21 protein-coding genes are annotated in these 22824 nt (G+C 63.4%); 5 read left to right on the forward strand and 16 right to left on the reverse strand.

The window, feature by feature from the left end; all coding sequences use genetic code 11:
- Positions 1-24 precede the first annotated feature (24 nt).
- The 12 genes from JMY29_RS03160 to JMY29_RS03215 form a co-directional block, all read right to left on the reverse strand.
- Entirely contained in the window at positions 25-501 is a 477-nt protein-coding gene (locus tag JMY29_RS03160; RefSeq protein ID WP_018778051.1) for a heme-degrading domain-containing protein, read from the reverse strand.
- Positions 494-1525, reverse strand: coding sequence for a Gfo/Idh/MocA family protein (locus tag JMY29_RS03165; protein ID WP_189076182.1), 1032 nt, complete (start codon positions 1523-1525; stop codon positions 494-496). Before JMY29_RS03165 ends, JMY29_RS03160 begins: the two co-directional genes overlap by 8 nt.
- 4 nt (positions 1526-1529) lie before the next feature.
- Positions 1530-2414 (reverse strand): TolB family protein, encoded by an 885-nt coding sequence (locus JMY29_RS03170; protein ID WP_189076181.1) that lies wholly within the window; start codon positions 2412-2414, stop codon positions 1530-1532.
- Positions 2415-2509: 95 nt separating this feature from the next.
- Positions 2510-3508 carry a sugar phosphate isomerase/epimerase family protein gene (locus tag JMY29_RS03175; RefSeq protein ID WP_055976956.1) on the reverse strand — a complete coding sequence of 333 codons (999 nt, stop codon included), beginning with the start codon at positions 3506-3508 and terminating at the stop codon, positions 2510-2512.
- A gap of 1 nt (position 3509) precedes the next feature.
- Entirely contained in the window at positions 3510-4727 is a 1218-nt protein-coding gene (locus JMY29_RS03180) for a Gfo/Idh/MocA family protein (protein WP_189076180.1), read from the reverse strand.
- Positions 4728-4755: 28 nt separating this feature from the next.
- Complete coding sequence (locus tag JMY29_RS03185) at positions 4756-5877, reverse strand: Gfo/Idh/MocA family protein (RefSeq protein WP_055976951.1); 1122 nt, start codon at positions 5875-5877, stop codon at positions 4756-4758.
- Complete coding sequence (locus tag JMY29_RS03190; protein WP_018778045.1) at positions 5874-6620, reverse strand: sugar phosphate isomerase/epimerase family protein; 747 nt, start codon at positions 6618-6620, stop codon at positions 5874-5876. Before JMY29_RS03190 ends, JMY29_RS03185 begins: the two co-directional genes overlap by 4 nt.
- 56 nt (positions 6621-6676) lie before the next feature.
- Entirely contained in the window at positions 6677-7570 is an 894-nt protein-coding gene (locus tag JMY29_RS03195; RefSeq protein WP_018778044.1) for a carbohydrate ABC transporter permease, read from the reverse strand.
- A complete protein-coding gene (locus tag JMY29_RS03200; protein WP_018778043.1) occupies positions 7570-8532 on the reverse strand; it encodes a carbohydrate ABC transporter permease in 963 nt (320 codons plus the stop codon). Before JMY29_RS03200 ends, JMY29_RS03195 begins: the two co-directional genes overlap by 1 nt.
- A gap of 15 nt (positions 8533-8547) precedes the next feature.
- Positions 8548-9876, reverse strand: coding sequence for an ABC transporter substrate-binding protein (locus JMY29_RS03205; RefSeq protein WP_018778042.1), 1329 nt, complete (start codon positions 9874-9876; stop codon positions 8548-8550).
- A 109-nt stretch (positions 9877-9985) separates the two neighbouring features.
- Complete coding sequence (locus tag JMY29_RS03210; protein WP_189076179.1) at positions 9986-10798, reverse strand: hypothetical protein; 813 nt, start codon at positions 10796-10798, stop codon at positions 9986-9988.
- A complete protein-coding gene (locus JMY29_RS03215; RefSeq protein WP_189076178.1) occupies positions 10795-11886 on the reverse strand; it encodes a Gfo/Idh/MocA family protein in 1092 nt (363 codons plus the stop codon). The genes JMY29_RS03210 and JMY29_RS03215 overlap by 4 nt, the downstream gene beginning before the upstream one ends.
- 201 nt (positions 11887-12087) lie before the next feature.
- Between JMY29_RS03215 and JMY29_RS03220 the strand changes: the two genes are divergently transcribed.
- Both JMY29_RS03220 and JMY29_RS03225 read left to right on the forward strand, forming a co-directional pair.
- Positions 12088-13305 (forward strand): ROK family transcriptional regulator, encoded by a 1218-nt coding sequence (locus tag JMY29_RS03220; protein ID WP_018778039.1) that lies wholly within the window; start codon positions 12088-12090, stop codon positions 13303-13305.
- 85 nt (positions 13306-13390) lie between these two features.
- Positions 13391-14584, forward strand: a complete 1194-nt coding sequence (locus JMY29_RS03225) for an MFS transporter (protein WP_079581591.1) — start codon at positions 13391-13393, stop codon at positions 14582-14584.
- Between the two features lie 219 nt (positions 14585-14803).
- Here JMY29_RS03225 and aceB read toward each other — a convergent pair whose 3' ends face one another.
- Positions 14804-16456 carry a malate synthase A gene (gene aceB / locus JMY29_RS03230; protein WP_189076177.1) on the reverse strand — a complete coding sequence of 551 codons (1653 nt, stop codon included), beginning with the start codon at positions 16454-16456 and terminating at the stop codon, positions 14804-14806.
- A gap of 250 nt (positions 16457-16706) precedes the next feature.
- Positions 16707-18023, reverse strand: a complete 1317-nt coding sequence (aceA, locus tag JMY29_RS03235) for an isocitrate lyase (protein WP_018778036.1) — start codon at positions 18021-18023, stop codon at positions 16707-16709.
- A 143-nt stretch (positions 18024-18166) separates the two neighbouring features.
- On the opposite strand from aceA, the gene JMY29_RS03240 reads away from it, so the two are divergent.
- A complete protein-coding gene (locus JMY29_RS03240; RefSeq protein ID WP_020608529.1) occupies positions 18167-19681 on the forward strand; it encodes an XRE family transcriptional regulator in 1515 nt (504 codons plus the stop codon).
- 109 nt (positions 19682-19790) lie between these two features.
- Here JMY29_RS03240 and JMY29_RS03245 read toward each other — a convergent pair whose 3' ends face one another.
- Positions 19791-20072: a hypothetical protein gene (locus JMY29_RS03245; RefSeq protein ID WP_189076176.1), complete on the reverse strand. Its 282-nt coding sequence runs from the start codon at positions 20070-20072 to the stop codon at positions 19791-19793.
- Positions 20073-20298: 226 nt separating this feature from the next.
- Here JMY29_RS03245 and JMY29_RS03250 point away from each other — a divergent pair, with 226 nt between their 5' ends.
- Together JMY29_RS03250 and JMY29_RS03255 are read left to right on the forward strand one after the other, a co-directional pair.
- Entirely contained in the window at positions 20299-20853 is a 555-nt protein-coding gene (locus tag JMY29_RS03250) for a hypothetical protein (protein WP_189076175.1), read from the forward strand.
- 429 nt (positions 20854-21282) lie between these two features.
- A complete protein-coding gene (locus JMY29_RS03255) occupies positions 21283-21624 on the forward strand; it encodes a hypothetical protein (protein WP_189076174.1) in 342 nt (113 codons plus the stop codon).
- Between the two features lie 272 nt (positions 21625-21896).
- Here the strand turns inward: JMY29_RS03255 and JMY29_RS03260 are convergent, their stop codons facing one another.
- A complete protein-coding gene (locus JMY29_RS03260; protein WP_039239653.1) occupies positions 21897-22670 on the reverse strand; it encodes an SAM-dependent methyltransferase in 774 nt (257 codons plus the stop codon).
- Positions 22671-22824: the final 154 nt, after the last annotated feature.

Consider the following 22824-nt stretch of genomic DNA (forward strand, 5'->3'; position numbering starts at 1 on the left):
GGCCGGGTTCAAGCCCTGCTGCCCCTAAACCCCGACCGTCTTCAGGTAGTTCCGGATGCCATCGACAACCAGTTGGTGGTCCTCGTCGGAGCTGAGGCCGGACACCGTCACAGCCCCGATCACACCTGCACCACGCACGCGGAGAGGGAAGGAACCACCCGCCAGGGTGTAGTCCTCGTGGGCCAGCCACCCGTTGCCCAGGGGGCTGTGGGTACGGGAGGCAAACAGCTCGGTCAACAGTGCGGTGCTGTGCTCGAAACGCAGCACCGAAGCTGACTTCCGGCGGATCCACTCTTCCTGGTCCGCCGTGGCGCCGGGCAGGACGCAGCGGAAGAGCACGATGTTGTGCCGGCGGATGTCGATGGCAACCCCGAACTCCGAACTGATGGCATGATTGGCGATCAACGAACCAAGGCGCCAGGCGTCATGGTGATCGAACGAAGCAAAGACCAGTTCTTCTTCCTGCCGGCGAAGCTCGGCGAGGCGTGGGGATTCAGTCACGGTGGTTTCCTTCCGGGGCGGCATCAGCGTCGTAGCTCAGCCCGATCTGGCGGCGGATCTCATCCATGGCAGCCATGATGGCAACGCTCTCGTCCGGCGGAAGGATGGTGCCTGCGGTGGAACCTTCCCGGACCAGGCGCTCCAGCTCAGCTGCCTGGAACTGCATGCCGCGACCGTTCACGGGCTGCTCGTAGCGCTCACCCACGGAATTGTCGGCCGCATGAACGGTGAAGGGGACAGGGTTGTACCAGGTGTGTTCGACGTCGATCCAGCCTTCGGTTCCGATCACCATGGCCCGGTTGGCGCTTGCTGCGTCAAGTTCGCAGTCGACGATCGCCTGCGCACCGCCGTCGTAATCGAAAACCGCCGCAGTCTGGCGGTCGACGCCGGTAGCAGTCATGGCAGCGCTGGCCCTGATCGAGGCCGGCGTGCCCAGGATGTCGAACGCGAAGGAGACCGGGTAGACCCCCAGGTCCAGCAGTGCGCCGCCGCCTAGGGCGGGATTGTTGAGGCGGTGTGCCGGGTCCTTTGGGAGGTTCTGGTTGTGGCTGGCCACCACCTTGCGGACTTCTCCGATGGTGCCTGCGGCGATGATTTCCCGGAGACGGATCATGTGCGGGAGGAAACGGGTCCACATGGCTTCGAGCGCCACGAGCCCCTTTGATTCCGCGAGTCCTACAATGTCCCGGGCTTCACGGGCATTCATGGTGAACGACTTTTCCACCAGCACGTGCTTGCCGGCGTTCAAGGCCAAGAGGGCGTTCGCGTGGTGGAAGGGGTGCGGCGTGGCGATGTAGACCACGTCAACCAAGGGGTCGGCCACCAGGTCTTCGTAGCTGCCATGCGCGGTGGCGATCCCGAATTTTTCCGCGAAGGACCTGCTGGACTCTGCCGAACGCGAACCCACCGCCTGGACAGTGAAGCCGTTCTCCTTCAAATCCTGCGTTTGCAGCCCGGCTATGAATCCGGTGCCGAGGATGCCCCAGCGGATGGTTCCGTCGGAAGTACCGTTGCTTAGGGTCACGTAGTTAGTCCTTTGCAGAGTCAGTGAGCGGGTACGCCACATACGCAAAGCGCGCGGAGTCCGGCGACCAGCTGTTGACGTTGAGGGTACCTTGGCCACCGTAAAGTGGCCATGCTTGGAGTGGGGTGGTCCAGTCCCTGGTCGAAACAAGCACGACGTCGACGGGCAAGTCAGCGGGGTGTCCAACGGTACCGCCGGGGAACCGGATGTAGCTGGCGTAGCGGCCATCCGGGGACAGGTGGGGGAACCAGTCGACGGTGTCGGACTTCAGCAGCTGAGTAAAGTCGCTGCCGTCCGGTCTGATCCGTGCAAGCTGGGCATGGCCCGGTGTTGTTGAGAACGACTCCGTGTTCAGGTAGATCCATTGCCCGTCAGGCGAGTATTCGGGCCCGTCGCAGTGGCCTGAACCGACGTCGACCCGGGCGGCAGCGCCGCCGTCGGACGCCGTGGTCATGAGCTTGCCGGGCTGCTTGAAGTCGCCGGCCTTAATTCCGACGTACGCGAGTTCTTTGCCGTCGGGGCTGACGCCGTGGAGGAAATGGAAGGAGCCGTCGTCCTCGGTGATGCGGGTGGCAGGGCCGCCCTTGAGCAGTCCACGGTAGATATGGCCGTCGTTGGCGGAGAGGAAGATGCCGGTGCCGTCCGGCGCCAGGACGTGGTCGTTGTTGAGGTCGGGGATGCCACTGAGCGGGATTTGGGTCAGTTTCGCAGTGGAAGCGTCAAGGCGCCACAGTTTCCCGTCCCCGTTCAGGATGAGGGCTGAACCGTCCATGGTCCAGTTCGGGGCTTCGAGGAGAATGTGGTCAGTGGCGTAGAGGGTTTCGCTGTGGCCCGTGACCGACGCGATCCGCACCTCGCAACGCTGGCCGGGTTGAAGGGTGCGGATCACGGTTGGCTCCTTGCCACTTTGATGGGAGTTTTTGTACAGGTAACGCCCTGAAGAAGGCTTCTAAAGGGCGTTAGCTGTACAAAAACTCCGGAGGGTTAGTCCTGGCTGAAGGCGGCGTCGAAGCTGGTCTGGGAGGCGGGGAAGTCGAACTTCTTGAGCGCGGCGAGGGCTTCGGGGGCGCCGTGGAGGCGGTCCATGCCGGCGTCTTCCCATTCCACGGAGATGGGTCCGTCGTAGCCGATTGCGGTCAGGGCGCGGAAGGACGATTCCCAGGGCACGTCGCCGCGTCCGGCGGAGACGAAGTCCCAACCGCGGCGCGGGTCGCCCCAGGGCAAGTGGGAGCCCATGACGGTGTTCCGGCCGGTGGGGCGGAGCTTGGTGTCCTTGCAGTCCACGTGGTAGATCCGGTCCTTGAAGTCCCAGATGAAGGACACGGGATCGATGCCCTGCCACATGAAGTGCGACGGGTCCCAGTTCAGCCCGAAAGCTGGACGGTGGCCTATCGCTTCGAGGGTCCGGACGGTGGTCCAGTAGTCGTAGGCGATCTCACTCGGGTGGACTTCGTGGGCGAAGCGGACCCCGCATTCGTCGAAGACGTCCAGGATGGGGTTCCAGCGGTCGGCGAAGTCCTGGTAGCCGGCCTCGATGACTTTCTCGGGGACAGGCGGGAACATGGCGACGTATTGCCAGATGGAGGAGCCGGTGAACCCGACGACGGTGTCCACGCCGAGCGCTTTTGCGAGGCGGGCGGTGTGCTTCATTTCTTCGGCAGCGCGTTGGCGCACGCCTTCGGGGTCGCCGTCGCCCCACACCTTGGACCCAACGATCGCCTCGTGGCGGAAGTCGATGGGGTCATCGCAGACGGCTTGGCCTTTGAGGTGGTTGGAGATGGCCCAGACCTTGAGGTTGTACTTGTCCAGGATGGCGAGTTTGGATTCGACGTAGCCGGGTTCGTCCCAGCGCCAGGCGTCCAGGTGGTCTCCGGAGACGGCGATTTCCAGGCCGTCGTAGCCCCAGCCCGAGGCAAGGCGCGCGACTTCCTCGAAGGGGAGGTCGGCCCACTGGCCGGTGAACAGGGTGTACGGGCGGGGCATATCAGGCTCCTTCGGTAGGGTTTGCGTGCAACTGGATCAGTGAGCTTTTGGCGGCTGCGGACTCTTCCACGGCGGCGAGGATGTGCTGGACGTTCAGGCCCTCTTCGAACGACGGCGATGGCTGGCTGCCGTCGCGAACGGCAAGGAGGAAGTCCCGGATCTGGTGGGTGAAGGTGTGTTCCCAGCCGATGATGTGGCCTTGCGGCCACCATGCTTCAAGGTAGGGGTGAACGGGCTCGTTGACCAGGATCCGTCGGAAGCCCTGCTCCCGGACCGGGACGGTGGCGTCCAGGAAGCCGAGTTCGTTCAGTGCCTCGAGGTCAAACAGGATGGTGCCTTTATCGCCGTAGATTTCGAGCTTGAGGGAGTTCTTCTGGCCCGTGGCCACCCGACTGACTTCAACGGAGGCGATTGCTCCGGAGGCGAGCGTCAGCGTTGCCCAGGCGGCGTCGTCGACCGTGACATCCTCCATGGCGCTTGCGGGATCAGAGGTTCCGGGGCGTCGGTCCACGAACGTCTGCAGGCGGCCGGAGACCTCGGTAACGGCATCGCCCAGAAGGAACAGGACCTGGTCAATCGCGTGCGAAGCGATGTCGCCGAGCGCGCCGGAACCGGCGGTTTCCTTACGGAGGCGCCAGGTCATGGGGGATTGCGCGTCGGAGAGCCAGTCTTGGAGGTAGGCGGCACGGACGTGGCGGACGGTGCCGAGGCGGCCCTCGGCGATGAGTTCGCGGGCCAGTGCAAGGGCGGGGACGCGGCGGTAGTTGAAGCCGATCATGGACTGCACTCCGCGTTGGCGGGCTTTCGCGGCAGCGGCGGTCATCAGTTCGGCCTCACCCAATGTGTTGGCCAGCGGCTTCTCCACCAACACATGTTTGCCCGCTTCAAGGGCGGCGATGGCGATTTCCGCGTGCATCCAGCCGGGGGCGCAGATATCGATGATGTGGATGTCATCGCGTTCAATCACGGAGCGCCAGTCGGTGGCGGATTCGGCCCAGCCGTACTTGGCAGCGGCCTCGGCTACCTGGGTGGCGTCCCGGCCAACGAGCACTTTCTGCTCGAAGGCCGGGACGTCGAAGAAACTGGCCACATTCCGCCACGCATTCGAATGGGCCTTCCCCATGAAGGCATAGCCAATGGCGGCAACCCCCAGGGGGGCCTTATCCTCGCGGGAAGCCCGCCTGTCGGAAGGCAGGGACGAGTGTGTGGGCGTGCTCATGGTCAGGTTCCTCGCTGTTGCTGCGGACTTAGAGTGTGGCGGTTTCGGGAGCCCAGTCCTCAGGGACTGCCGCCGAGGCCGGCGCGTTGCTGGTGACATCCACGAACGTGCCCGATTCCACGGACTCGGCGATCGAGACCATGCTGTCCAACACGTGGTAGGCCAGATCGCCGGTGGCTCGGTGCGGAGTTCCGGCCCGAAGCGCCCGGGCCATGTCCAGCACACCCAGGCCGCGGCCGTTGGCGGGGCCGGTTGCGGCGATGATCTCGGGTTCTTCCGCGCCTGGACGCCAGAGCTTCAGCTCGCCGTCGAAATAGTTCGGGTCCGGCAGTGAGAGGGTCGCCTCAGTGCCGGTGATTTCCACGAAGCCCATCCGGAGGCGCGGCGACTCGAAGGAGAACACGCTGTGGCTGGACTGTCCGCCTTCGAACTGCGCCATCGCGGACACATGCGTGGGAACCTCGACGGCGAACTCCTCGCCGGCCTTGGGTCCGGAACCGATGACGCGGGTGGCCTTGGCGGAGGAGCCGACGGCGGCCACCTTGCGGACGGAGCCGAAGGTCTGGATCAGGGCCGTGAGGTAGTACGGACCCATGTCGAACAGCGGGCCGGCGCCGTGTTGGAACAGGAAGGCCGGGTTCGGGTGCCAGGATTCCGGACCCGGGGTCTGGAACGTGGTCATGCCGGTCAGCGGCGTGCCGATGTCACCGCGTTCAATGATGCGGCGCGCGGTCTGCAGGCCGGCACCCAGGAACGTGTCCGGTGCGGTTCCGAGGCGGATCCCCGCTGCATCTGCGGCCTTGAGGAGGCCCAGACCGGATTCACGGTCCAGCGAGAACGGCTTCTCAGTCCATACGTGCTTGCCCGCGTTGACGGCAGCGGTGGCTACCTCGACGTGCGCCGCAGGAATGGTCAGGTTCACAATGATTTCGACGTCGGGATGGTTCAGTGCCAGCTCCGGCGCGCCAAACTCGGCGATCCCGTATTCCTCGGCGCGGGCCTTGGCTGCCTCTTCGAACAGGTCGGCGATCACCAGGACTTTGACGTCCGGGAAGGTGGTGAGGTTATCCAGGTACTGCTTGCTGATGTTGCCCGCGCCGATGACGGCGACGCCTACGGGGCCCTTGCGGGTTGAGGGTGTGAAGCTCATGCCTTGGCCCCTGCCGATTCTGCGTTGAGGAATGCGAGGCTCTCCGTGATGCCCTGGAAGATGTCGCCTGAGTAGTCGTCGAACTCAACGACGCCAACTTCCAAGGACTTCGCCGCGGCGATGACGTCCAGGACGGGGATGGTGCCCTGGCCGGCGGGCTGCTGGGCTTTGGTGTCTGTGTTGCCCGGGCCGTCCTTGATATGGATGAGCTTCACGCGATCACCCAGACGGGCCAGGAGTTCCACTGGGTCCTGGCCTCCGACGGCTGCCCAGTACGTGTCTACCTCGAGGACGAGTTCCGGATCCAGCAGTCCTTCGAAGTATTCAAGCGCAGTGGTGCCTTCGATGGTGGACTGCAGCTCCCAGGCGTGGTTGTGGTAACCAACCCGGATACCGTACTCGGCGCCCTTCTTCGCGGCGGCGTTGAGCTTGGCTGCCGTGCCCTGGATGGTTTCCGCATCCTGCCAGTGCTCAGCCGGGAGGAACGGATCGATGACGGTGGTGATGCCCAGCTCTTTGGCGGCAGCGAAAATTTCGTCCTGGTCCTGTGACAGGAGCGGGGCGTGACCGGACGGAGCGGTCAGGCCGTTCTCCTTCAAAGCCTTGCCGAGTTCCGAAGCTGTGGCCACGAAGTTGTACGGCTCCACCTGCGTGTAGCCGATCTCAGCGACCTTCCTGATGGTTCCAGGCAGGTCCTCCTGGATGGCGTTGCGGAGGGTGTACAGCTGGAGTGAGTAAGACATGGGTTTCCTTTTCGGGAGTGGTTTTCCGGGAGTTCGGGGACTTGGCGCCAGTCTAATCAGCGGCCGGCCAGGGAGCCGCCGATTCCGCCGACGCTGAAGTACTTGTTCAGGGTGGCGAAAACAATGATCGGCGGCAGCATCATGACCACGGCCAGGGCCATGACGGATGTCCAGTCAGTCGCGTTTTGCTGGAAGAAGGATTGGACACCCATGGGCAGGGTGAAGATCTCGTTGGAACGGAGGAACACGATGGCTACCAGGTAGTCGTTCCAGGCGAGCAGGAAGGCGAAGATCGCGGTGGAGAGGATGCCCGGCAGCGAGTTGCGGAGCACCACCTTGGTGAAGGATCCGAAGACTGAGCAGCCATCGATCCAGGAGGCTTCTTCGAGGCTGATGGGGATGGAGTCGAAGTAGGCGGCCATCATCCAGGTAGCCACGGTCATGGTGGAACCGACGTAGATGATGGTGATGCCCAGGAGGTTGTCCACCAGTCCCATGGCAGCGAAGAGGATGAAGAGGGGGACCACGGAGGTGATGATCGGCAGGGACTGCATGACGAACAGGAGCAGTGAGTAACCGGACACTGCCTTGGAACGTCCGCGGGAGAGGACGTAGCCGGCGGGAGCGGCCACCGCGACCGAAACCAGGACAGTGGACAGTGTGGTGACCAGGCTGTTCTGGAGCCAGGTGGCGGCGAGCGTCCCGTTGAACACGTTGGCCAGGTTCTCGAACGTGAAGCCTGTGGCGGTGCTGTTGGCTCCGGGAGTGAAGGCCAGGACCACAGTGACCATGATGGGGACCAGGACGATCACCGTGATGGCCAGGATCAGGGCGAACCTCCACCAGCGTCCGCGCATACCGGCTTCCGAGAGCACCCGGCGGGTTTTTCCGGAGTCGGTGATACCCAGGGCGGGACCGGATTCGGGGTGGGCGTGAAGTACTGTGCTCATTATTCGACGCTCGACTTTCGGATCTGGCGGTACAGGATGACGGAAATGACCACCAGGGTCATGGTCATCAGGAAGGCGATGGCGACGCCGGGGCCGGTGGCGAAGTCCTGGAAGACCGTGCGGTAGGCAAGGACCACCAAGGAGGTGGTGGCACTGACGGGACCGCCGCCGGTGAGCAGGTAGATGGTCGGGAAGTCGTTGACGCAGAAGATCGTCATGAGGATCCACGAGATGTACGTGGAGCGGGCGATCAGCGGGAGCGTGATCTGCGTGAACTGCTGCCACTTGGAGGCGCCGTCCATGCTGGCTGCTTCGTAGACGGTGGTGTCCACCGAGGCCAGTGCCGCGGAGATCATCATCATCATGAAGGGGAAAGAGACCCAGACCTTGAACACCATCACGGTGATGGATGCCAGTGTGGGGTCGGCCAGGAACAGCGGGGTCCCCAGTCCGAGCCCGCGGAAGATCGACGGAATGAGGCTGTCGGGGGTGGCCACCAACCAGTTCCAGGCGGTGGAGGAGACGACGATCGGCACGACCCACGGCAGGAGCAAGAGGACCTTGAAGGTATTGCCTGCGGGGATCCTGGTCCGCAGCAGCAGGGCCAGGCCCAGTCCTACCAGCCAGGAGCCGAAGACTCCGACAATCGTGAACCAGAGCGTGAACTGTGCAGCTTTCCAGAACGCGGGGGAGGACAGGACGCTGGCGAAGTTCTCGCCGCCCACGAAGTTGCCCGTCTGGAGGAGGTCGCCGTCGTGGGTGGCCTGTACCGCGGCGTGGATCAGCGGGTAGCCGTGGATCAGGACCAGCAGCACCACCGAAGGCAGCAACAGCCAGAAGAAAGTACGGGTGGTCTGCGCGCTGAGTTTGCTCTTGCGTTTGCCGGGGCCGGCCCCCGAGCCGCCGGGGGCCACTCCCCGTCGGGCCCGGGACAGGCCCGATGTTGCAGTAGTTGATGACATGGCAGAGGTACCGTTCTACTTCTTCAAGACCGATTCGAGGCCGGACTGGAAGGCCTGCAGGGCGCTCTTGGCATCAGCTGCCTGGCCGGTAAGGATCGACTGGCTGAACTGGTTCAGCGCCTGGCCGCCGTCAAGGGCTGCGAGGTTTGCGTTGAGCGTGCTGCCCTGGGCTGCGAAGGTCTTGGCGATCGGCTGCCAGTCCTTGACGATCTTGACGTTGTTGGGGTCGTCGGCAAACTCGGGCAGCTCGGTGATCGACTTGAAGACGGGCAGTGCGGACATGAGCTTCTGCTTCCACAGTTCCTTGAGCTGGCCCAGGTAGTACACAAGGAACTCTTCCGAGGCTTCCTGCGACGGGGTGTTCTTGTACATCATGATGTTGTTCGGGAACACGATGGTTGCCTTGTCACCGTGGGGACCGGTGATGGGGTCGGCCACCAGCAGGTCTCCGGAGGTGTCGCCGACGCGTTGCGGCACGTTGACCTGGAACAGGCCGAAGCCGGCCTTGCCGTCCTTCCACTGTGCTGACATGTTGTCCGTTGTGTAGCTGACGGCTGCGGGATCCACGATGCCGTTGGAGACAAGCTCGCGGACGAATTCGATGGCTTCCACGTTGCGGTCGTTCAGGAGGTCCAGCTCGCCGTCCTTGTTCCAGACGCCGCCGCCGTTGTTGACCATCATCATGATCATCGAGTGGTTGCCATAGTTGTTGCCCGAACCGGCGCCCGTGGCGAAGCCGAACGCGCCGACCTTCTTCAGCGCCTTGCCGGCTTCAAGCAGTGACGGCCAGTCGGTGGGCAGCGACACGCCCGCCTTCTCGAACAGGGACTTCCGGTACCAGAACACGCGCATGTCCAACTGCCACGGCACGGCGACGTATCCCTTGTCGGACTTGAACGGGTCCAGCACGCCGGGCAGGAAGTCATCGAACTGACCGTTGGACTTCAGCTTTTCAATGACTTTGTCGGCGTACGCGATCTGGCCCTGCTGCTCGAACTGGAAGGCCTGGAAGCCGCCGCCGGTGGAAACGGCCGGGCCGGTCTTGGAAGCGATGGCCGAGGAGAACGTCTGGTAGAAGTTGTTCCACTGGATGATCTGGTAGTTGGCCTTGGCGTTGTTCGCGCCGGAGAAGCCTTCTGCGATCTTCTTGGCGGATTCGTTGTAGGCGGGGGTGGCCCACGGCATGTCCCAGAACTTGACCGTTCCACCGGCGCCGCCACCTCCGCCCTGGGTAGCCGAGCCTCCGCCGCAGGCTGCCAGCAGCGGCACGGAAGCGGCCGCCGCGGACAGGCCGAGGAAATTGCGGCGGGAGAAGGACCGGGTGGCTGCGGACTGAACATTCATAGTGATTCCTTTCGGGACCGGCGACGCTGTGCGTTGGTTTGCCGGTCCAGCTCAACTTTGAGTAGGGCAACGGATACTGAATGGCTGGTGGAACGGAGGTGCTGGTGTTTCAGGTGAGGGTTGCGATGGATTCCGAAACCGCAGCGAACTGCTGCAGATCCGAGGGGAGGGTGCCGGCGTCGAGGTGTTCCTTGAGCCGGCGCCAGGTGGCGCGGTGAGCGGATTCGTAGATCGTTGGCAGAAGCAGTTCACCGTGCGGACCGGTGACTTTCACGGTGGCCGGCCAGGCAGCCACCGGATCCGGCAGCGAAACGGCGGCGCCGCCGTCGTCCGTCAGCATGGTGACGGTGACGCTTGCGGCCCGGGCGTTGGAAAGGATGCCCTGCAGGGCCACCGGTGCGCCGTTGGCGAGTACCGCCGTCGCGGTGTAGCCGTGCGGCCTGCGGTCCAGGAGCCTGAGGTTTCCCAACGGTCCGGTGAGACGCACGACGGCGGCAAGTTGGTCCGCGAGCAACGCGCCGCTGTCGGTTCCTACCGGAGCGGTGGCGACGACGTCGAGGACTACGGCGCGGCCGGCCATGGACCGGACTGCGTCCTCGGCTGCCGCGGTGGCCGGGTTGGACGCCCAACGTTGGTCGAGGACCACGGCCGAATTGTGCCGTGCTGCCGTCTCTGTGAGCTCGTTGACGTTTTCGGGTGAAGGGTTGACCACTACGATGCCGCGGGCTCCCGCACTGATGGCTTCCACGGCGTGCCGGGTCCAGCCGGGCTGTCCGGCGATGACCTGGACGTCGGCGCTGTTCTCATCCATGGCCGGGCCGAACGATTCGGGCAGGGAAGCCACTGCCAAGGCAACGGCGCCTGCTTTCTGCGCCTCGGGTGTGGCCTGGACTGTGTAGTGCTCGAAGGCGGCGGCGCTCATGCGTGGACTCCTTCGGAGACTGCGGGCTGTACTACCGTCCGGCGATCAAGGGTGGCCACCGTGGCCTCGGCGATGTCCAACGCGAACGTGAGGTCGTCAATCAGGGTTTGGGCAGACGGCGGCTGCTTGGTGCCGGCGGCGAGGGCCGCGAGTTCGCGCCATTCGCCTTCGTAACCGTTGTGCTCAAAGGGGCCAAGGATGGTTTTCTGCGACCCGCGGGAGAACGTTGCCACCGCTGAGCCGGCCTGGACGTACGACGGGGTGAAGTCGATGCGGAGGGACTCGTCGTCGGACAGGGCTTCGAAGCTCCATTCGGGCTTCCAGGTGTTGTTCATGGCTGCGCGGAGCTCAATGGTCCGGGTGGGGGTCCGGAGGGAGATAACGTAGCCGAACGGGCGGACATGGCGTGCTTCAAGCACTTCGATGTCCTTGAAGTCCGGCGTGAACCTGCGGATCAAGGGGAGGTCGTGGATAGCGAGCCCCATGACCCCACCGCGGAGTGCGCCTTTGATGACCTCGGGGTCCGAGTAGTCGGGGGCGCCGCCGGCGGGACGGGTGATGATCTCTGTGGCAAAGTCCTCAAACCGTGAGTTGGGCGGGAGGACGATGGAGGAACGGATCGTGTGTGCCTTCTCCGGAAGTTCGCCCCAGTTGTTCCGGGCGGCGAGCCAGCCGGGATCGAAGGTGTGCATGGCGCCCACGATGATCGGTACTCCGGTTTCCGCGCTGACGGCGGAGATGCGGGCAGCTTCTTCGGCGTTCATGGCGAAGGGCTTCTCGCAGAGGACAGCCTTCTTGTCGGCGTGGCATGCGGCGATGACTTGCTCAGCGTGGAATTGGTGCGGGCTGCAGATGGCCACGATGTCCACGTCCGGGTCACCCAGAAGGGCGTCGATGCTGGTGCTGTGGGTGGCGCCAACGCGGGCGGCAACGGACTCAGCCACCTTGGGGTCGACATCCATGATGTGGCGGACAGACAGGATGTGGTCCAAACGCGCCAAGGATGGCAGGTGGATGGCCTGGGTGACCGGGCCGGCGCCGAGGATGCCAACACCCAGGATTTGGGTGGCGTCTGTAGGGCTGGACAAGTTCAGTTACCTCTTCGTAAGCGGACTGGCGCATGAGCGGAACGGGAGGGATCGATGCTGTGGATCCCTGACATCGAGCGTCGTGATGTGCTGCTCATCACAACCTAGGGGGACTTTTGTCGATCGTCAAGCAAAAGTTGAAATATGGCCGACAAACTTTCATTGCATGACATGCATAAGCAATCGTGCTTCACTAAATGCATGACTCCAGCACCCGGAAACGACGCCGGAAACACCATGGTCTTAGAGGCCGGCAACCTGTCGCGCGCTGGCGATCTCTTCCAACTTCTCCGCGACGGCCAAGCCCGGACACGCGCCGAACTTGCCCTCACCACCGGACTTGCCCGCTCAACCGTGGCTTCCCGCATCGACGCCCTGATCAACTCCGGGCTGGTCGGCCCGGCCGGTGAGGCAAGCTCCAGCGGCGGCAGGCCGCCGTCGCGCTTTGCCTTCAACCCGGCCGCGCGCGTCGTGCTGGCGGTCGACGTCGGAGCGACCCACGTGATTGTTGCCGTCACCGACCTCGGGGGCAGCATCCTGGCGGAGCGCCGGCTGGGACAGGAAGTCGCCGACGGTCCCGAGGTAGTGCTGGGCCGCGTGGTTTCAGCAGGCCGGGAGCTGCTTGCCGAAGCCGGACGGGAACCGGGCGACCTCGCCGGGATAGGCATCGGCCTCCCCGGGCCCGTGGAGCATGACACCGGACGGCCCGTGAAGCCGCCGATCATGCCGGGCTGGGACGGATTCGACGTCGTCACTTACGTTCAGCGCTCGCTGCCTGTTCCCGTACTGGTGGACAACGACGTCAACATCATGGCCCTGGGGGAGCGGACCGCCTACTGGCCGGACCACGACAACTTCCTGTTCATCAAGGTGGCCACCGGCATCGGTGCGGGCATCATCAGCAGTGGTGAGCTGCAGCGGGGTGCCAACGGCACCGCCGGCGACCTCGGCCACGTCCGGGTGCCACGTGGCGACGACGTCCTCTGCCGCTGCGGCAACTACGGGTGCCTTGAAGCGCTCGCCTCCGGTCCCGCCGTCGCGCATCAACTGCAAACGCAGGGGCTGGAAGCCACCAACGGCGCCGATGTCCTGCGGCTCGTGGGCGAGGGAAACCTCCAGGCTATCCAGGCGCTGCGACAGGCCGGACGTGATGTCGGAGATGTCCTGGCAACCGTGGTCAACCTGCTCAACCCCTCCATGATCATCATTGGCGGCAGCGTGGGGGAGGCAGGCGAACACCTGGTGGCGGGAATCCGCGAAGTGGTCTACCGGCGGTCGTTGCCGTTGGCCACCACGCATCTTCGGATCGGCATTTCCATGGCCGGAGACCGCTCCGCGATCCTGGGTGCCAGCCAGATGGTGACCCAGTACGTTCTCTCGCCTGCGGTGATTGAGGCCACACTCCAAGCGACGGGCTAGGCCTTCATGGATGCCGTGGGGCGGCCGGGGGCGTGATAGCAATGAAACTGATGAAAACGCTTCCTGTCCCTTTCCGGTCCGCACCATGAGCCAGTTCCTCGCCAAAGTTCCCCGAGGCTGGCTGATCCTCGCCTGCATAGGGCTGATTGCCTTGAACATGCGCGGACCGTTCGTCGCCGTGGCGCCCGTAGTGGATCTGCTCCGACAGGACCTTGGCTTCTCCCCGGTTGAACTCGGACTGCTGACAGGCATCCCCGTGCTCTGCTTCTCCCTGGCTTCGCCGTTGGCTTCGTTGGCCGGACGCCGGCTGGGCGCCGAATTCGCCGTCATGCTCACGTTGCTCGGCGTGCTGGCCGGTGTGGTGATCCGTTCCAGCAGCGGTGGCGCCCTGGTCATGGCCGGCACAGTGGTCATTGGCGTGGCCATCACCATCGGCAACATCGCCGTGCCGCTGATCATCCGCCGCGACTTCGCTCCCCGCCGGCAAGCGACAGCGATGGGCGTCTACACCGCGGCCCTGAACATCGGTTCGTTCCTCACCTCAGTGGCCACGGCTCCGCTGGCCGAGCTGGTGGGGTGGCGGCTTTCCTTGGCTGCCAGCGCGCTGCTGGCCTTGGCGGCAATCCTGTTCTGGGTGCCCACAGTGGGTACGCGCCGGGCCTTTGTCCCAGCCGCGGTTGAGGCTGCCGTTCCTTCAGGTTCGGGACCAGTTGCGGGGGTGGGCTGGTTGACCGTCGGCCTGACGCTCGGTTTCGCCGGCCAGGCGTTCTCCTACTACGGCGTCACCGCGTGGCTGCCAAGCTTCCTGTCCGACGAACTCGCCATGGGCACGGCCGAGGCCGGCGCGGGCTCCTCGCTCTTCCAGATCTTCGCGATTGTGGGCGGCCTGGGCGTTCCGCTCCTGGCCCGTTTCACCAGTACGACGACGGTTGCGGTCACCTTGAGTGCGATGTGGCTGACCGTTCCCGTTGGCTTGTTGCTGGCACCGGGCTTCTGGTGGTTGTGGTCCTCGCTGGGAGGCGTTGCCCAAGGTGGTGGAATCACGGTGATTTTCATTGCGATCATCAAGTTCGCCCGCTCGCAGGCCGCCGCAGGGAAGATGTCCGCCGTGGTCCAGGGTGTTGGCTACTGTTTTGCTGCCCTGGCGCCCACCGTTGTCGGATACGTGCACAGTGTTACCGACGGCTGGACGGGTCCGCTCTTCGTGATCCTCGGATCGGTGCTCGCGTTCTGCGTGTGCACGACGTTGTCCGTGCGCTGGGTGGCCCGGCAGCGCTAAGGGGCCGGGCCGGGTCCCTCCAGCGGCCGATTCGGGGGTTCGCTGCACAGGATGCCGTGCGCACGGCATGGTGTGCAGCGAACCATCGAATCCGGAGGGCCTTGAGCATGGAAAAGCCCCGTTGCTGGGCTGCCTCCCCGACCATCGGGGTCACTTGTTGCGAAGAGTGCAGGCAGCCCAGCGTCGGGGCTTGGCGTGTCGACGACCAGTACAGTGCAGCTAGGCGGCGACGAGTTCCTCTTCCGTGGCCTCTTCACGGGCCTCGGTGAGGAAACGGGCGTAGGCGGGGATGGTCAGGAAGGTGGGGAATTCCTCAGCCAGGGTGACTTCCTCGAAGATGGCGCGGGCATCTGCAAAGCGATCCCCATCGAAGCGTTCCAGGCGGGCGAATTCCTCGTCCAACATGTCCTCTACCCATTCACGGCTGATGATGTCGCCCTGGTCAGTGATGGCGTGGGAGTGGATCCACTGCCACAGCTGGGACCGCGAAATTTCGGCGGTGGCGGCGTCCTCCATGAGGTTGTGAATTGCCACAGCGCCGTTGCCCCGCAGCCAGGACTCGATGTAGCGGATGCCTACCTCGATGTTCAGGCGTACCCCGGCCTCCGTGATGGTGCCCTCGGTGGTGGAGATGTCGATCAGCGCACGGTCATCCGGGGTGACGTCCTCGCGGGAACGGTCCAGCTGGTTGGGGCGGTCTCCGAGAACTGAGTCGAACACTTCGCGGCACACCGGCACCAGGTCCGGGTGGGCAACCCAGGAGCCGTCGAATCCGTCGTTGGCTTCACGGGTCTTGTCCGCACGGACCTTCTCGAACGAGGCGGTGTTGGCGGCCTCGTCCTTGCGGTTGGGAACAGCGGCAGCCATGCCACCGATCGCCATGGCACCGCGGCGGTGGCAGGCCCGGACCAGTTGCTCGGTGTAGGCCCGCATGAACGGCTGGGTCATGGTCACCTGGCCGCGGTCCGGGAGCACGAAACGCGGTCCGCGGGTCCGGAAGTTCTTGATCAGGGAGAAGATGTAGTCCCAGCGGCCGGCGTTCAAACCAGCTGCGTGGTCCCGCAGTTCGTAGAGGATCTCTTCCATCTCGAACGCTGCCGTGATGGTCTCGATCAACACCGTGGCGCGGATGGTGCCCTGCGGGATGCCGAGCAGATCCTGGGCCAGGACAAAGATGTCGTTCCACAGCCGTGCCTCGAGGTGGTTCTCGATCTTGGGCAGGTAGAAGTATGGGCCCTTGCCCTGCGCCAGCAAGCGGCGGGCGTTGTGGAAGAAGAACAGTCCGAAGTCCACGATTCCGCCGGCGATGGGTTTGCCGTCAATCAGCATGTGCTTCTCCGGCAGGTGCCAGCCACGGGGACGGACCACGATGGTGGGCAGATCCTCGGCCGCCTTGAGCTTGTATTCCTTGCCCTCGGGAGAGGTGAAATCGATCCGGCGCTCCAACGCGTCGGTCAGGTTCAGCTGGCCCTGGATGACGTTGCGCCACGTCGGCGTGGAGGAGTCCTCCATGTCGGCCAGCCACACCTTCGCACCCGAATTCAGGGCGTTGATGGTCATCTTCTTATCCACCGGTCCCGTGATCTCAACACGGCGGTCCTCCAGTCCCGGTGCCGGGGGAGCAACGCGCCAGGACGGGTCGTTCCGGATGGCCTCGGTCTGCGGCAGGAACCGCGGATCCTGACCGGCGGCGATCTGCCCACGGCGGGCATGCCGCGCCTGCATCAGCTCCTGACGACGATCAGCCGTAGCCCGGTGCAGTTGGCCGATGAACTCCAAAGCGTCCGGCGTGAGGACCTCGTTCTGCCGGCAAATGGGCTGAGCGGTCAAAGTGATGCCATTGATAGTGAAGTTGTCAGTGAAGCTGTTCATTTCAATCTCTCCTATGAGAAGCAAATGTTCGACGGCGGTGCTTGGGTCGCGTGGGCACTAGGCCAAGGAGCCGGTGCCGCGGCAGCCTGCGTAAAAGGGGCCCTGCATCCCGGTCCGTCCTCGCTCAGCGAGGTCGAAACCGGGACGTGGGGAATAGCAGGCAGAGCGGTACCGGTCCGCAGGCCGGAGGCGACAATCGCCGTCGTGCCTTCCGGTGAGCTCAGCGAACAGCTCACCTTTGGGCGTTTGGTTAGTGGAACTGGCCTTCTTCGGTGGATCCCACCAGGGCCAAGGTTGATGCGTTCGGGTTGAGCGCGGTTGCGATGTCGTCGAAGTAGCCGGTGCCGACTTCGCGCTGGTGCTTGGTGGCGGTGTAGCCGCGGGACTCGGAGGCGAATTCCTTCTCCTGGAGCTCGACGTAGGCGCTCATGCCTTCACGGGCGTAACCGTGGGCGAGGTCGAACATCGAGTAGTTCAGGGCGTGGAAGCCGGCCAAAGTGATGAACTGGAACGTGAAGCCCATGGCACCGAGTTCGCGCTGGAACTTGGCGATCGTGGTGTCGTCCAGGTGCTTGCGCCAGTTGAAGGACGGGGAGCAGTTGTAGGAGAGCATCTGGTCCGGGAACTCGGCCTTGACCGATTCGGCGAACTTGCGGGCCAGCTCCAGGTCCGGGGTGCCGGTCTCCATCCAGATGAGGTCGGAGTACGGTGCGTAGGCCTTGGCGCGGGCGATGCAGGGTTCGATGCCGTTGCGGACTTTGTAGAAGCCCTCCGCGGTACGTTCACCGGTGATGAATTCCTGGTCCCGCTCGTCGACGTCGGAGGTGATCAGGGTTGCTGCTTCGGCGTCGGTGCGGGCGATGACCACCGTCGGGGTACCGGCGACGTCGGCTGCCAGGCGGGCTGCGTTCAGGGTCCGGATGTGCTGCTGGGTGGGAATCAGCACCTTGCCGCCCAGGTGGCCGCACTTCTTTTCCGAAGCGAGCTGGTCTTCCCAGTGAACGCCCGAGGCACCTGCGGTAATCATGGATTTCATGAGCTCGTAGGCGTTCAGCGGGCCACCAAAGCCTGCTTCGGCGTCGGCGACGATCGGGACCAGCCAGTCTTCAACGGTCTTGACGCCTTCGGCATACTCGATCTGGTCCGCACGGAGCAGCGCGTTGTTGATGCGGCGGACAACCTGCGGCACCGAGTTGGCCGGGTACAGGGACTGGTCCGGGTAGGTCTGGCCCGACAGGTTGGCGTCGGCGGCCACCTGCCAGCCGGAGAGGTAGATGGCGCGGAGGCCGGCCTTGACCTGCTGCACAGCCTGGTTACCGGTCAGTGCGCCCAGGGCGTTGGTGTAGCCGCCGGTGGGAGCTTCCTCGGTGAGCTGCTTCCAGAGCTTTTCGGAACCGCGACGGGCCAGGGTGTGCTCTTCGGAGACGCGGCCACGGAGGCGGACGACGTCGGAAGCCGAGTAATCACGGGTGACGCCTTCCCACCGCGGGTTGGCGGACCATTCGAGTTCCAGCGCTGCTGCCTGCTGCTCTGCGGACTGCTCTGCGGGTTCAAATGAAGCGGTCATCTTGATCTCCTCTGTGGTGCCCGGGCCGGCCTCCGCTGCACCTTTGCTGCATCGGCCGGCTTATCCGGGTCTATATTTCTTTTTCGTAAGACCTACTTTTCTGCACTTCCAAGAGGGTTGCTAGAGGAAAACTATGGAAAGAAATGCACTTCTTCGCGTATTCTCAAGAAATGTCGCCTGTGAGCTGGAATCGCGAAGTCGCGTCGCCGTCGTTGTCCCCTGCGTCCCCCGAACTGGACGTCATCAGCCTTGGCCGCCGCGTGCGCCATCTGCGCAAGCAGGCGGGGCTGACGCTCGATGACCTGAGTGCCGCCGTAGGGACCGCGCCAAGCCAGCTGAGCCTGATCGAAAACGGCAAGCGCGAACCCAAACTGGGGTTGCTTCAGCAGCTCGCTGCGTCCCTCAACGTGAGCATCGACCAACTGCTCGGGGCGGAGCCGCCAAGCCGTCGCGCGGCCCTGGAAATCGAGCTGGAACGGTACCAGCGCGGACCGCTCTACGAGTCGCTGAACCTGCCCAAAATCCGCATCAGCTCGCGGCTTCCGCTGGATGTTCTGGAGTCGCAGGTGGGGCTGCTTCAGGAACTCGAACGCAAACTTAACGAGCAAGTCGCGACGCCGGAAGAGGCCCGCCGCGCGAACGGCGAGTTGCGTGCCATGATGCGTGAGCGCGGTAACTATTTCCCCGAGTATGAAGCCGAGGCACAGAAGGTCCTCAAAGGGGTCGGGTACACCACCGGTCCGCTCAGCCAGCACGTCATTGCTGACATCGCCGAGAACCTTGGTTTCTCCCTCCATCACGTGGGCGATCTGCCGCACTCGACGCGGTCCGTGACGGATTTGAAGAACCGCAGAATTTATCTGACGCAGAACCAGCGCCAGGATCACGATCCCCGCTCAGTCCTGCTTCAGGCGCTGGGTCACTATGTCCTGGGGCATGAAACTCCACGGAATTATGGGGACTTCCTGGCGCAGCGGGTGGCCACCAACTACTTCGCTGCGGCATTGCTGCTGCCGGAGCAGGCCACGGTGGAGTTCCTCCAAAAGGCCAAGGCCGCCAAGGAAATCGCGGTGGAGGACATCCGCGACGCCTTCGCTGTGTCCTACGAGACCGCCGCGCACCGGTTCACGAACCTGGCCACCAAGCATCTGGGCATCACCACGCACTTTCAGAAAACCCACCAGTCGGGCATCATCTACAAGGCCTACGAGAACGATGGCGTGACCTTCCCGCAGGACCACACCGGGGCGATCGAGGGCCAACCGTCGTGCAAAGCGTGGACATCAAGGGCCGTTTTCGATGTGCCGGACAAGTTCAGCGCCTACAGCCAGTACACGGATACGCCGTCGGGCACGTACTGGTGCACGGCCCGGACGGAGCGCTCGGCAGCCGGTGAATTTTCTTTGAGCATCGGGGTGCCCTACCAGCACGTGAAATGGTTCCGCGGCCGTGAGACGACTGCCCGTGCCACATCCAACTGCCCGGACCCGAACTGCTGCAAGAGGCCCCCGGCTTCTTTGGCGAACGAGTGGGCCGGCAACGCATGGCCTTCCGCCCGGGCCCACTCGCACCTGCTTGCCGCCATGCCTCCGGGCGCGTTCCCGGGCGTGGACGAGACCGAGGTGTACTCCTTCCTGGCGGCGCACTCCGAGCGCTGACGTCCACGCTCTATCACGTCCCGCGTGTTTTGGCTGGACGCTCGCTCACGTTCCGGGTGTTTGGGGGTGACGCTTGCTCACGTTCCGTGTGTTCGGGTGTGACGGTTGCTCAGCAGCGTTCGGAATCGGAGAAGAAATCGCGTTCCTGCGGGTTCAGTGCAATATCTTCGCGTCCCTGCAGCTCCTCCGCCCATGCGCAAAGATCATCTGCACTGATCTTCCCGGCCCAGAATTCGTCAAGGGCATGGCCGATATCCTGAGCGAAAGCAGTGGCTAGCTCCTCTTGGGAGGACCATTCAAACGTCAACAATCGAGCTGACAACTCGGCTAATGGACGACGCAACTGTATGAGGTCATAGAGCGCTTCGCGTATTGGATCCTGCGACACCACGGAAGTCCCCCTCCGGTCCACTAACCGCGGCAATCATCCCAACTGGCTGGAAGTCATTCACACTACTCGGCGTCCGTTAAGGGACCGATGCTTACGGGAGCATTACTGCCGTGGACATTCCGGAAGTCCGTCGCAGTAATTTCTCGATACATGACGGCACTCGAACCACGACTGGCAGCGTGACGTGTTGAACTGGAACGAGTAACCCTACGGCTAGATTTATTGCGTGAGTTCTCTTGTTGAAGAAGCCCTAGAGGTGCTTTATGCGGCCAAGGTTCCTCTGGCTCCGGGCTTATCGCCATGGCAGCTCGAGGATGTTGAAGAGCGGTTCTCGTTCGAGTTCAGTCCTGATCATGCGCGGTTTTTGAGTCTGGCGATGCCTATAGGCCCTGGCTGGGTTGATTGGCTGGGCGACCCCGTCGGAATTCAGAAGAGGCTCGACTGGCCGCGCGATGGCGTGTTGTTTGACGTTCGGGAGAGTGCTTTCTGGCCTGAGGAATGGGGCGAGCGGCCAACCGAAGTTGAGGAAGCCCTCCCAGCGGCACGTCAGCGATTGCGCACGGTGCCTGTCCTCGTCCCGATCTATTCGCACCGTTTCATGCCCGCAGCTCCTGCACCCGCCGGCAGCCCGGTTTTTTCCGTGTATCAAACTGATGTCATCTACTACGGCAGCGATCTCGCCTCCTACTTTCAAAGAGAGTTCTTCAACACTGCTGACCGAGAATCATCCCCGCATCGCATCGAGTTCTGGTCTGACCTGGCAGAGGGCCGGTGGATCTAAAGGCGTCTGCTAAGGGAAGCGTCGGGCGGGCAAAACTTGATCGCGGACTTCATCGAAGCCTGGAAAAAACTGCACAACGAGGCAGTAGGAAGGTGCACGGTGAAGGATCCCGTTGCGGAGCATGCTACCGAGACCGTCGTTGCGGTGATCCTCCACGACGAAAGCGTTCCCCAGCTGGAGTCAGGCACAACACTCAACGGGGCTCCCGGCGTCCGGTGAAAGATCGTCCCGTGGACGCATCTACCGGCCGGGATGCGGCCAAGTGACCACGTCTAGCTGGGCGTAGACAAGCTGTGCTGCATTCCGGCTCCCGCCGCGTTACTCTATCGTCAGAGTCTTTTGGCGATACGGGGGCGTCTTATGAATGAAGGCAACACCGCTTTTACAGTTGCCTTTCCCGAGGCTAAAAGAACGAGAACGGCCAGCACCTTGGCCACAGCTTCCTTCCTGGTGTTCTGGATTCTGTGGGGTATCGATTCTTTCGGGGGTTCGGATGTCCCGGACCTTCCGTGGTTCAGCCTAAGGCTCATGTCATTCGCGCTGTTCGTGGCATTTTCCATTTACGGGTGGCGGAAGCAGAAAGAGCTTGTACCCCTCATCAACCAGCGATTCGCCGCAGAGTTTGCCGCGCACACCAAAGAGGACTACCCAAAAGACGTTGACATCTTGAAAGTACAACAGTCTGTGGCTGTTATGAGGGCGGACGGATCAGTGCGCCTCTGGGGCGTGAAGCGTAAGAAGAACGTCTTCAACGTGTTCCCCATGACCTGAATCATTGCACACCCGGAATCTTCACCGGGGCGGGGCGTCGAATGCGGCATGCTATCGCTGGAGGCTCCAGGGATACTTACTCGTGGACTGCATGATCAGGTATCGATACGTTGCGCCAGTAATCGACGGGCATCCATACATGGACTTGGACGCCTGACAGGTCAGTGGCCGCACGGATGAACTCAGACCCTGTTGTCGATGATTGGGCAAGATCCGGTCGATGATCTTCCCGTCACAGAATTCATGGTCTTGCTCGTCAGTCTGCTGGACTTCTAACCCCGTAAGCAGAAATACGCCATCCCTAGTACGCCTCGGTAGCCTTCTTCATATGCAGCGCGTTGTTCCTCATGTCTCGCGCGGACGTGCTCTGCCGCGGGGTGGTCGGCATCATGTGCTTCCAGCCAGCGGGTGAACCTGTCGCGATACCCGGCCTCAAAGACGTCCCACTCCTGAACGCTTGCCTGGTCGTGGTCCACTACCTCGAAACCAGCGGCGCTGATTTGCTCGCGTAGCGCATGTTCTGTCAGGTACTCGTCATCACGCCCAGCGAGTGGTGCGGTGGCGGCGGGATGAGGTGCTGCTGACCAGATTGCCTCGCCATAGACGAGCCTTCCGCCGGGCAGCACCAAAGCCCGAAGGGCCCGCAGGGCTGCGGCGTAGTCAAGCGGCTGCGCGTCCTCTACCGGCGGTCCCCAGATCTGGCTCGCACCGATGCAGATGACCGCGTCTGCGGGGCGATCCTGGGCTTCCAGCCCGGGCACTGAATCAAAAGTCACTCTCTCAAGCAGTGCACGAGCCAAGGCTTGTTGCCTGGCTCGGTTGATGAACACGGAAGCACTGTCCACTCCGCGTCCACGAGCCTGCGGGGCCGAGTCCAAGACCCGAAGAAGCAGTTCACCCCATCCGCACCCCATGTCCAGAACCTCAGCCGGCGCCGGGTCGGTCAGGAATGCCACAAGGTGTGCAGCACGTTCTTCAGAGAGCGGGGTAAGCCAGGTCAGGGACTCGTACAGGGGCGGCAGTTCAAGCGAAGTACTGTCGGTCACTCAATGATGTTCTCACGACTCACCGAAGCGACTGCTTGTCTACTCGCACTGCACTCCAGTTGGCTGCGGGGGAGAGGAATCCATGGAGAAGCCTCCCTCTGTCGCTGTACAGCGACATCGACTACCCCAGAGCAGCTACCCGTGGAGAAGCCGG

The organism is Paenarthrobacter nicotinovorans (assembly GCF_021919345.1).
In the GTDB taxonomy this organism is placed as follows: domain Bacteria; phylum Actinomycetota; class Actinomycetes; order Actinomycetales; family Micrococcaceae; genus Arthrobacter; species Arthrobacter nicotinovorans.

What these genes read in the sequence shown, in the direction of transcription:
- JMY29_RS03175 (WP_055976956.1), bottom strand. Translation starts at nt 3,508, where the DNA reads ATGCCCCGCCCGTACACCCTGTTCACCGGCCAGTGGGCCGACCTCCCC.
- JMY29_RS03180 (WP_189076180.1), bottom strand. Translation starts at nt 4,727, where the DNA reads ATGAGCACGCCCACACACTCGTCCCTGCCTTCCGACAGGCGGGCTTCC.
- JMY29_RS03185 (WP_055976951.1), bottom strand. Translation starts at nt 5,877, where the DNA reads ATGAGCTTCACACCCTCAACCCGCAAGGGCCCCGTAGGCGTCGCCGTC.
- JMY29_RS03190 (WP_018778045.1), bottom strand. Translation starts at nt 6,620, where the DNA reads ATGTCTTACTCACTCCAGCTGTACACCCTCCGCAACGCCATCCAGGAG.
- JMY29_RS03195 (WP_018778044.1), bottom strand. Translation starts at nt 7,570, where the DNA reads ATGAGCACAGTACTTCACGCCCACCCCGAATCCGGTCCCGCCCTGGGT.
- JMY29_RS03200 (WP_018778043.1), bottom strand. Translation starts at nt 8,532, where the DNA reads ATGTCATCAACTACTGCAACATCGGGCCTGTCCCGGGCCCGACGGGGA.
- JMY29_RS03205 (WP_018778042.1), bottom strand. Translation starts at nt 9,876, where the DNA reads ATGAATGTTCAGTCCGCAGCCACCCGGTCCTTCTCCCGCCGCAATTTC.
- JMY29_RS03210 (WP_189076179.1), bottom strand. Translation starts at nt 10,798, where the DNA reads ATGAGCGCCGCCGCCTTCGAGCACTACACAGTCCAGGCCACACCCGAG.
- JMY29_RS03220 (WP_018778039.1), top strand. Translation starts at nt 12,088, where the DNA reads ATGACTCCAGCACCCGGAAACGACGCCGGAAACACCATGGTCTTAGAG.
- JMY29_RS03225 (WP_079581591.1), top strand. Translation starts at nt 13,391, where the DNA reads ATGAGCCAGTTCCTCGCCAAAGTTCCCCGAGGCTGGCTGATCCTCGCC.
- aceB (WP_189076177.1), bottom strand. Translation starts at nt 16,456, where the DNA reads ATGAACAGCTTCACTGACAACTTCACTATCAATGGCATCACTTTGACC.
- aceA (WP_018778036.1), bottom strand. Translation starts at nt 18,023, where the DNA reads ATGACCGCTTCATTTGAACCCGCAGAGCAGTCCGCAGAGCAGCAGGCA.
- JMY29_RS03240 (WP_020608529.1), top strand. Translation starts at nt 18,167, where the DNA reads ATGCACTTCTTCGCGTATTCTCAAGAAATGTCGCCTGTGAGCTGGAAT.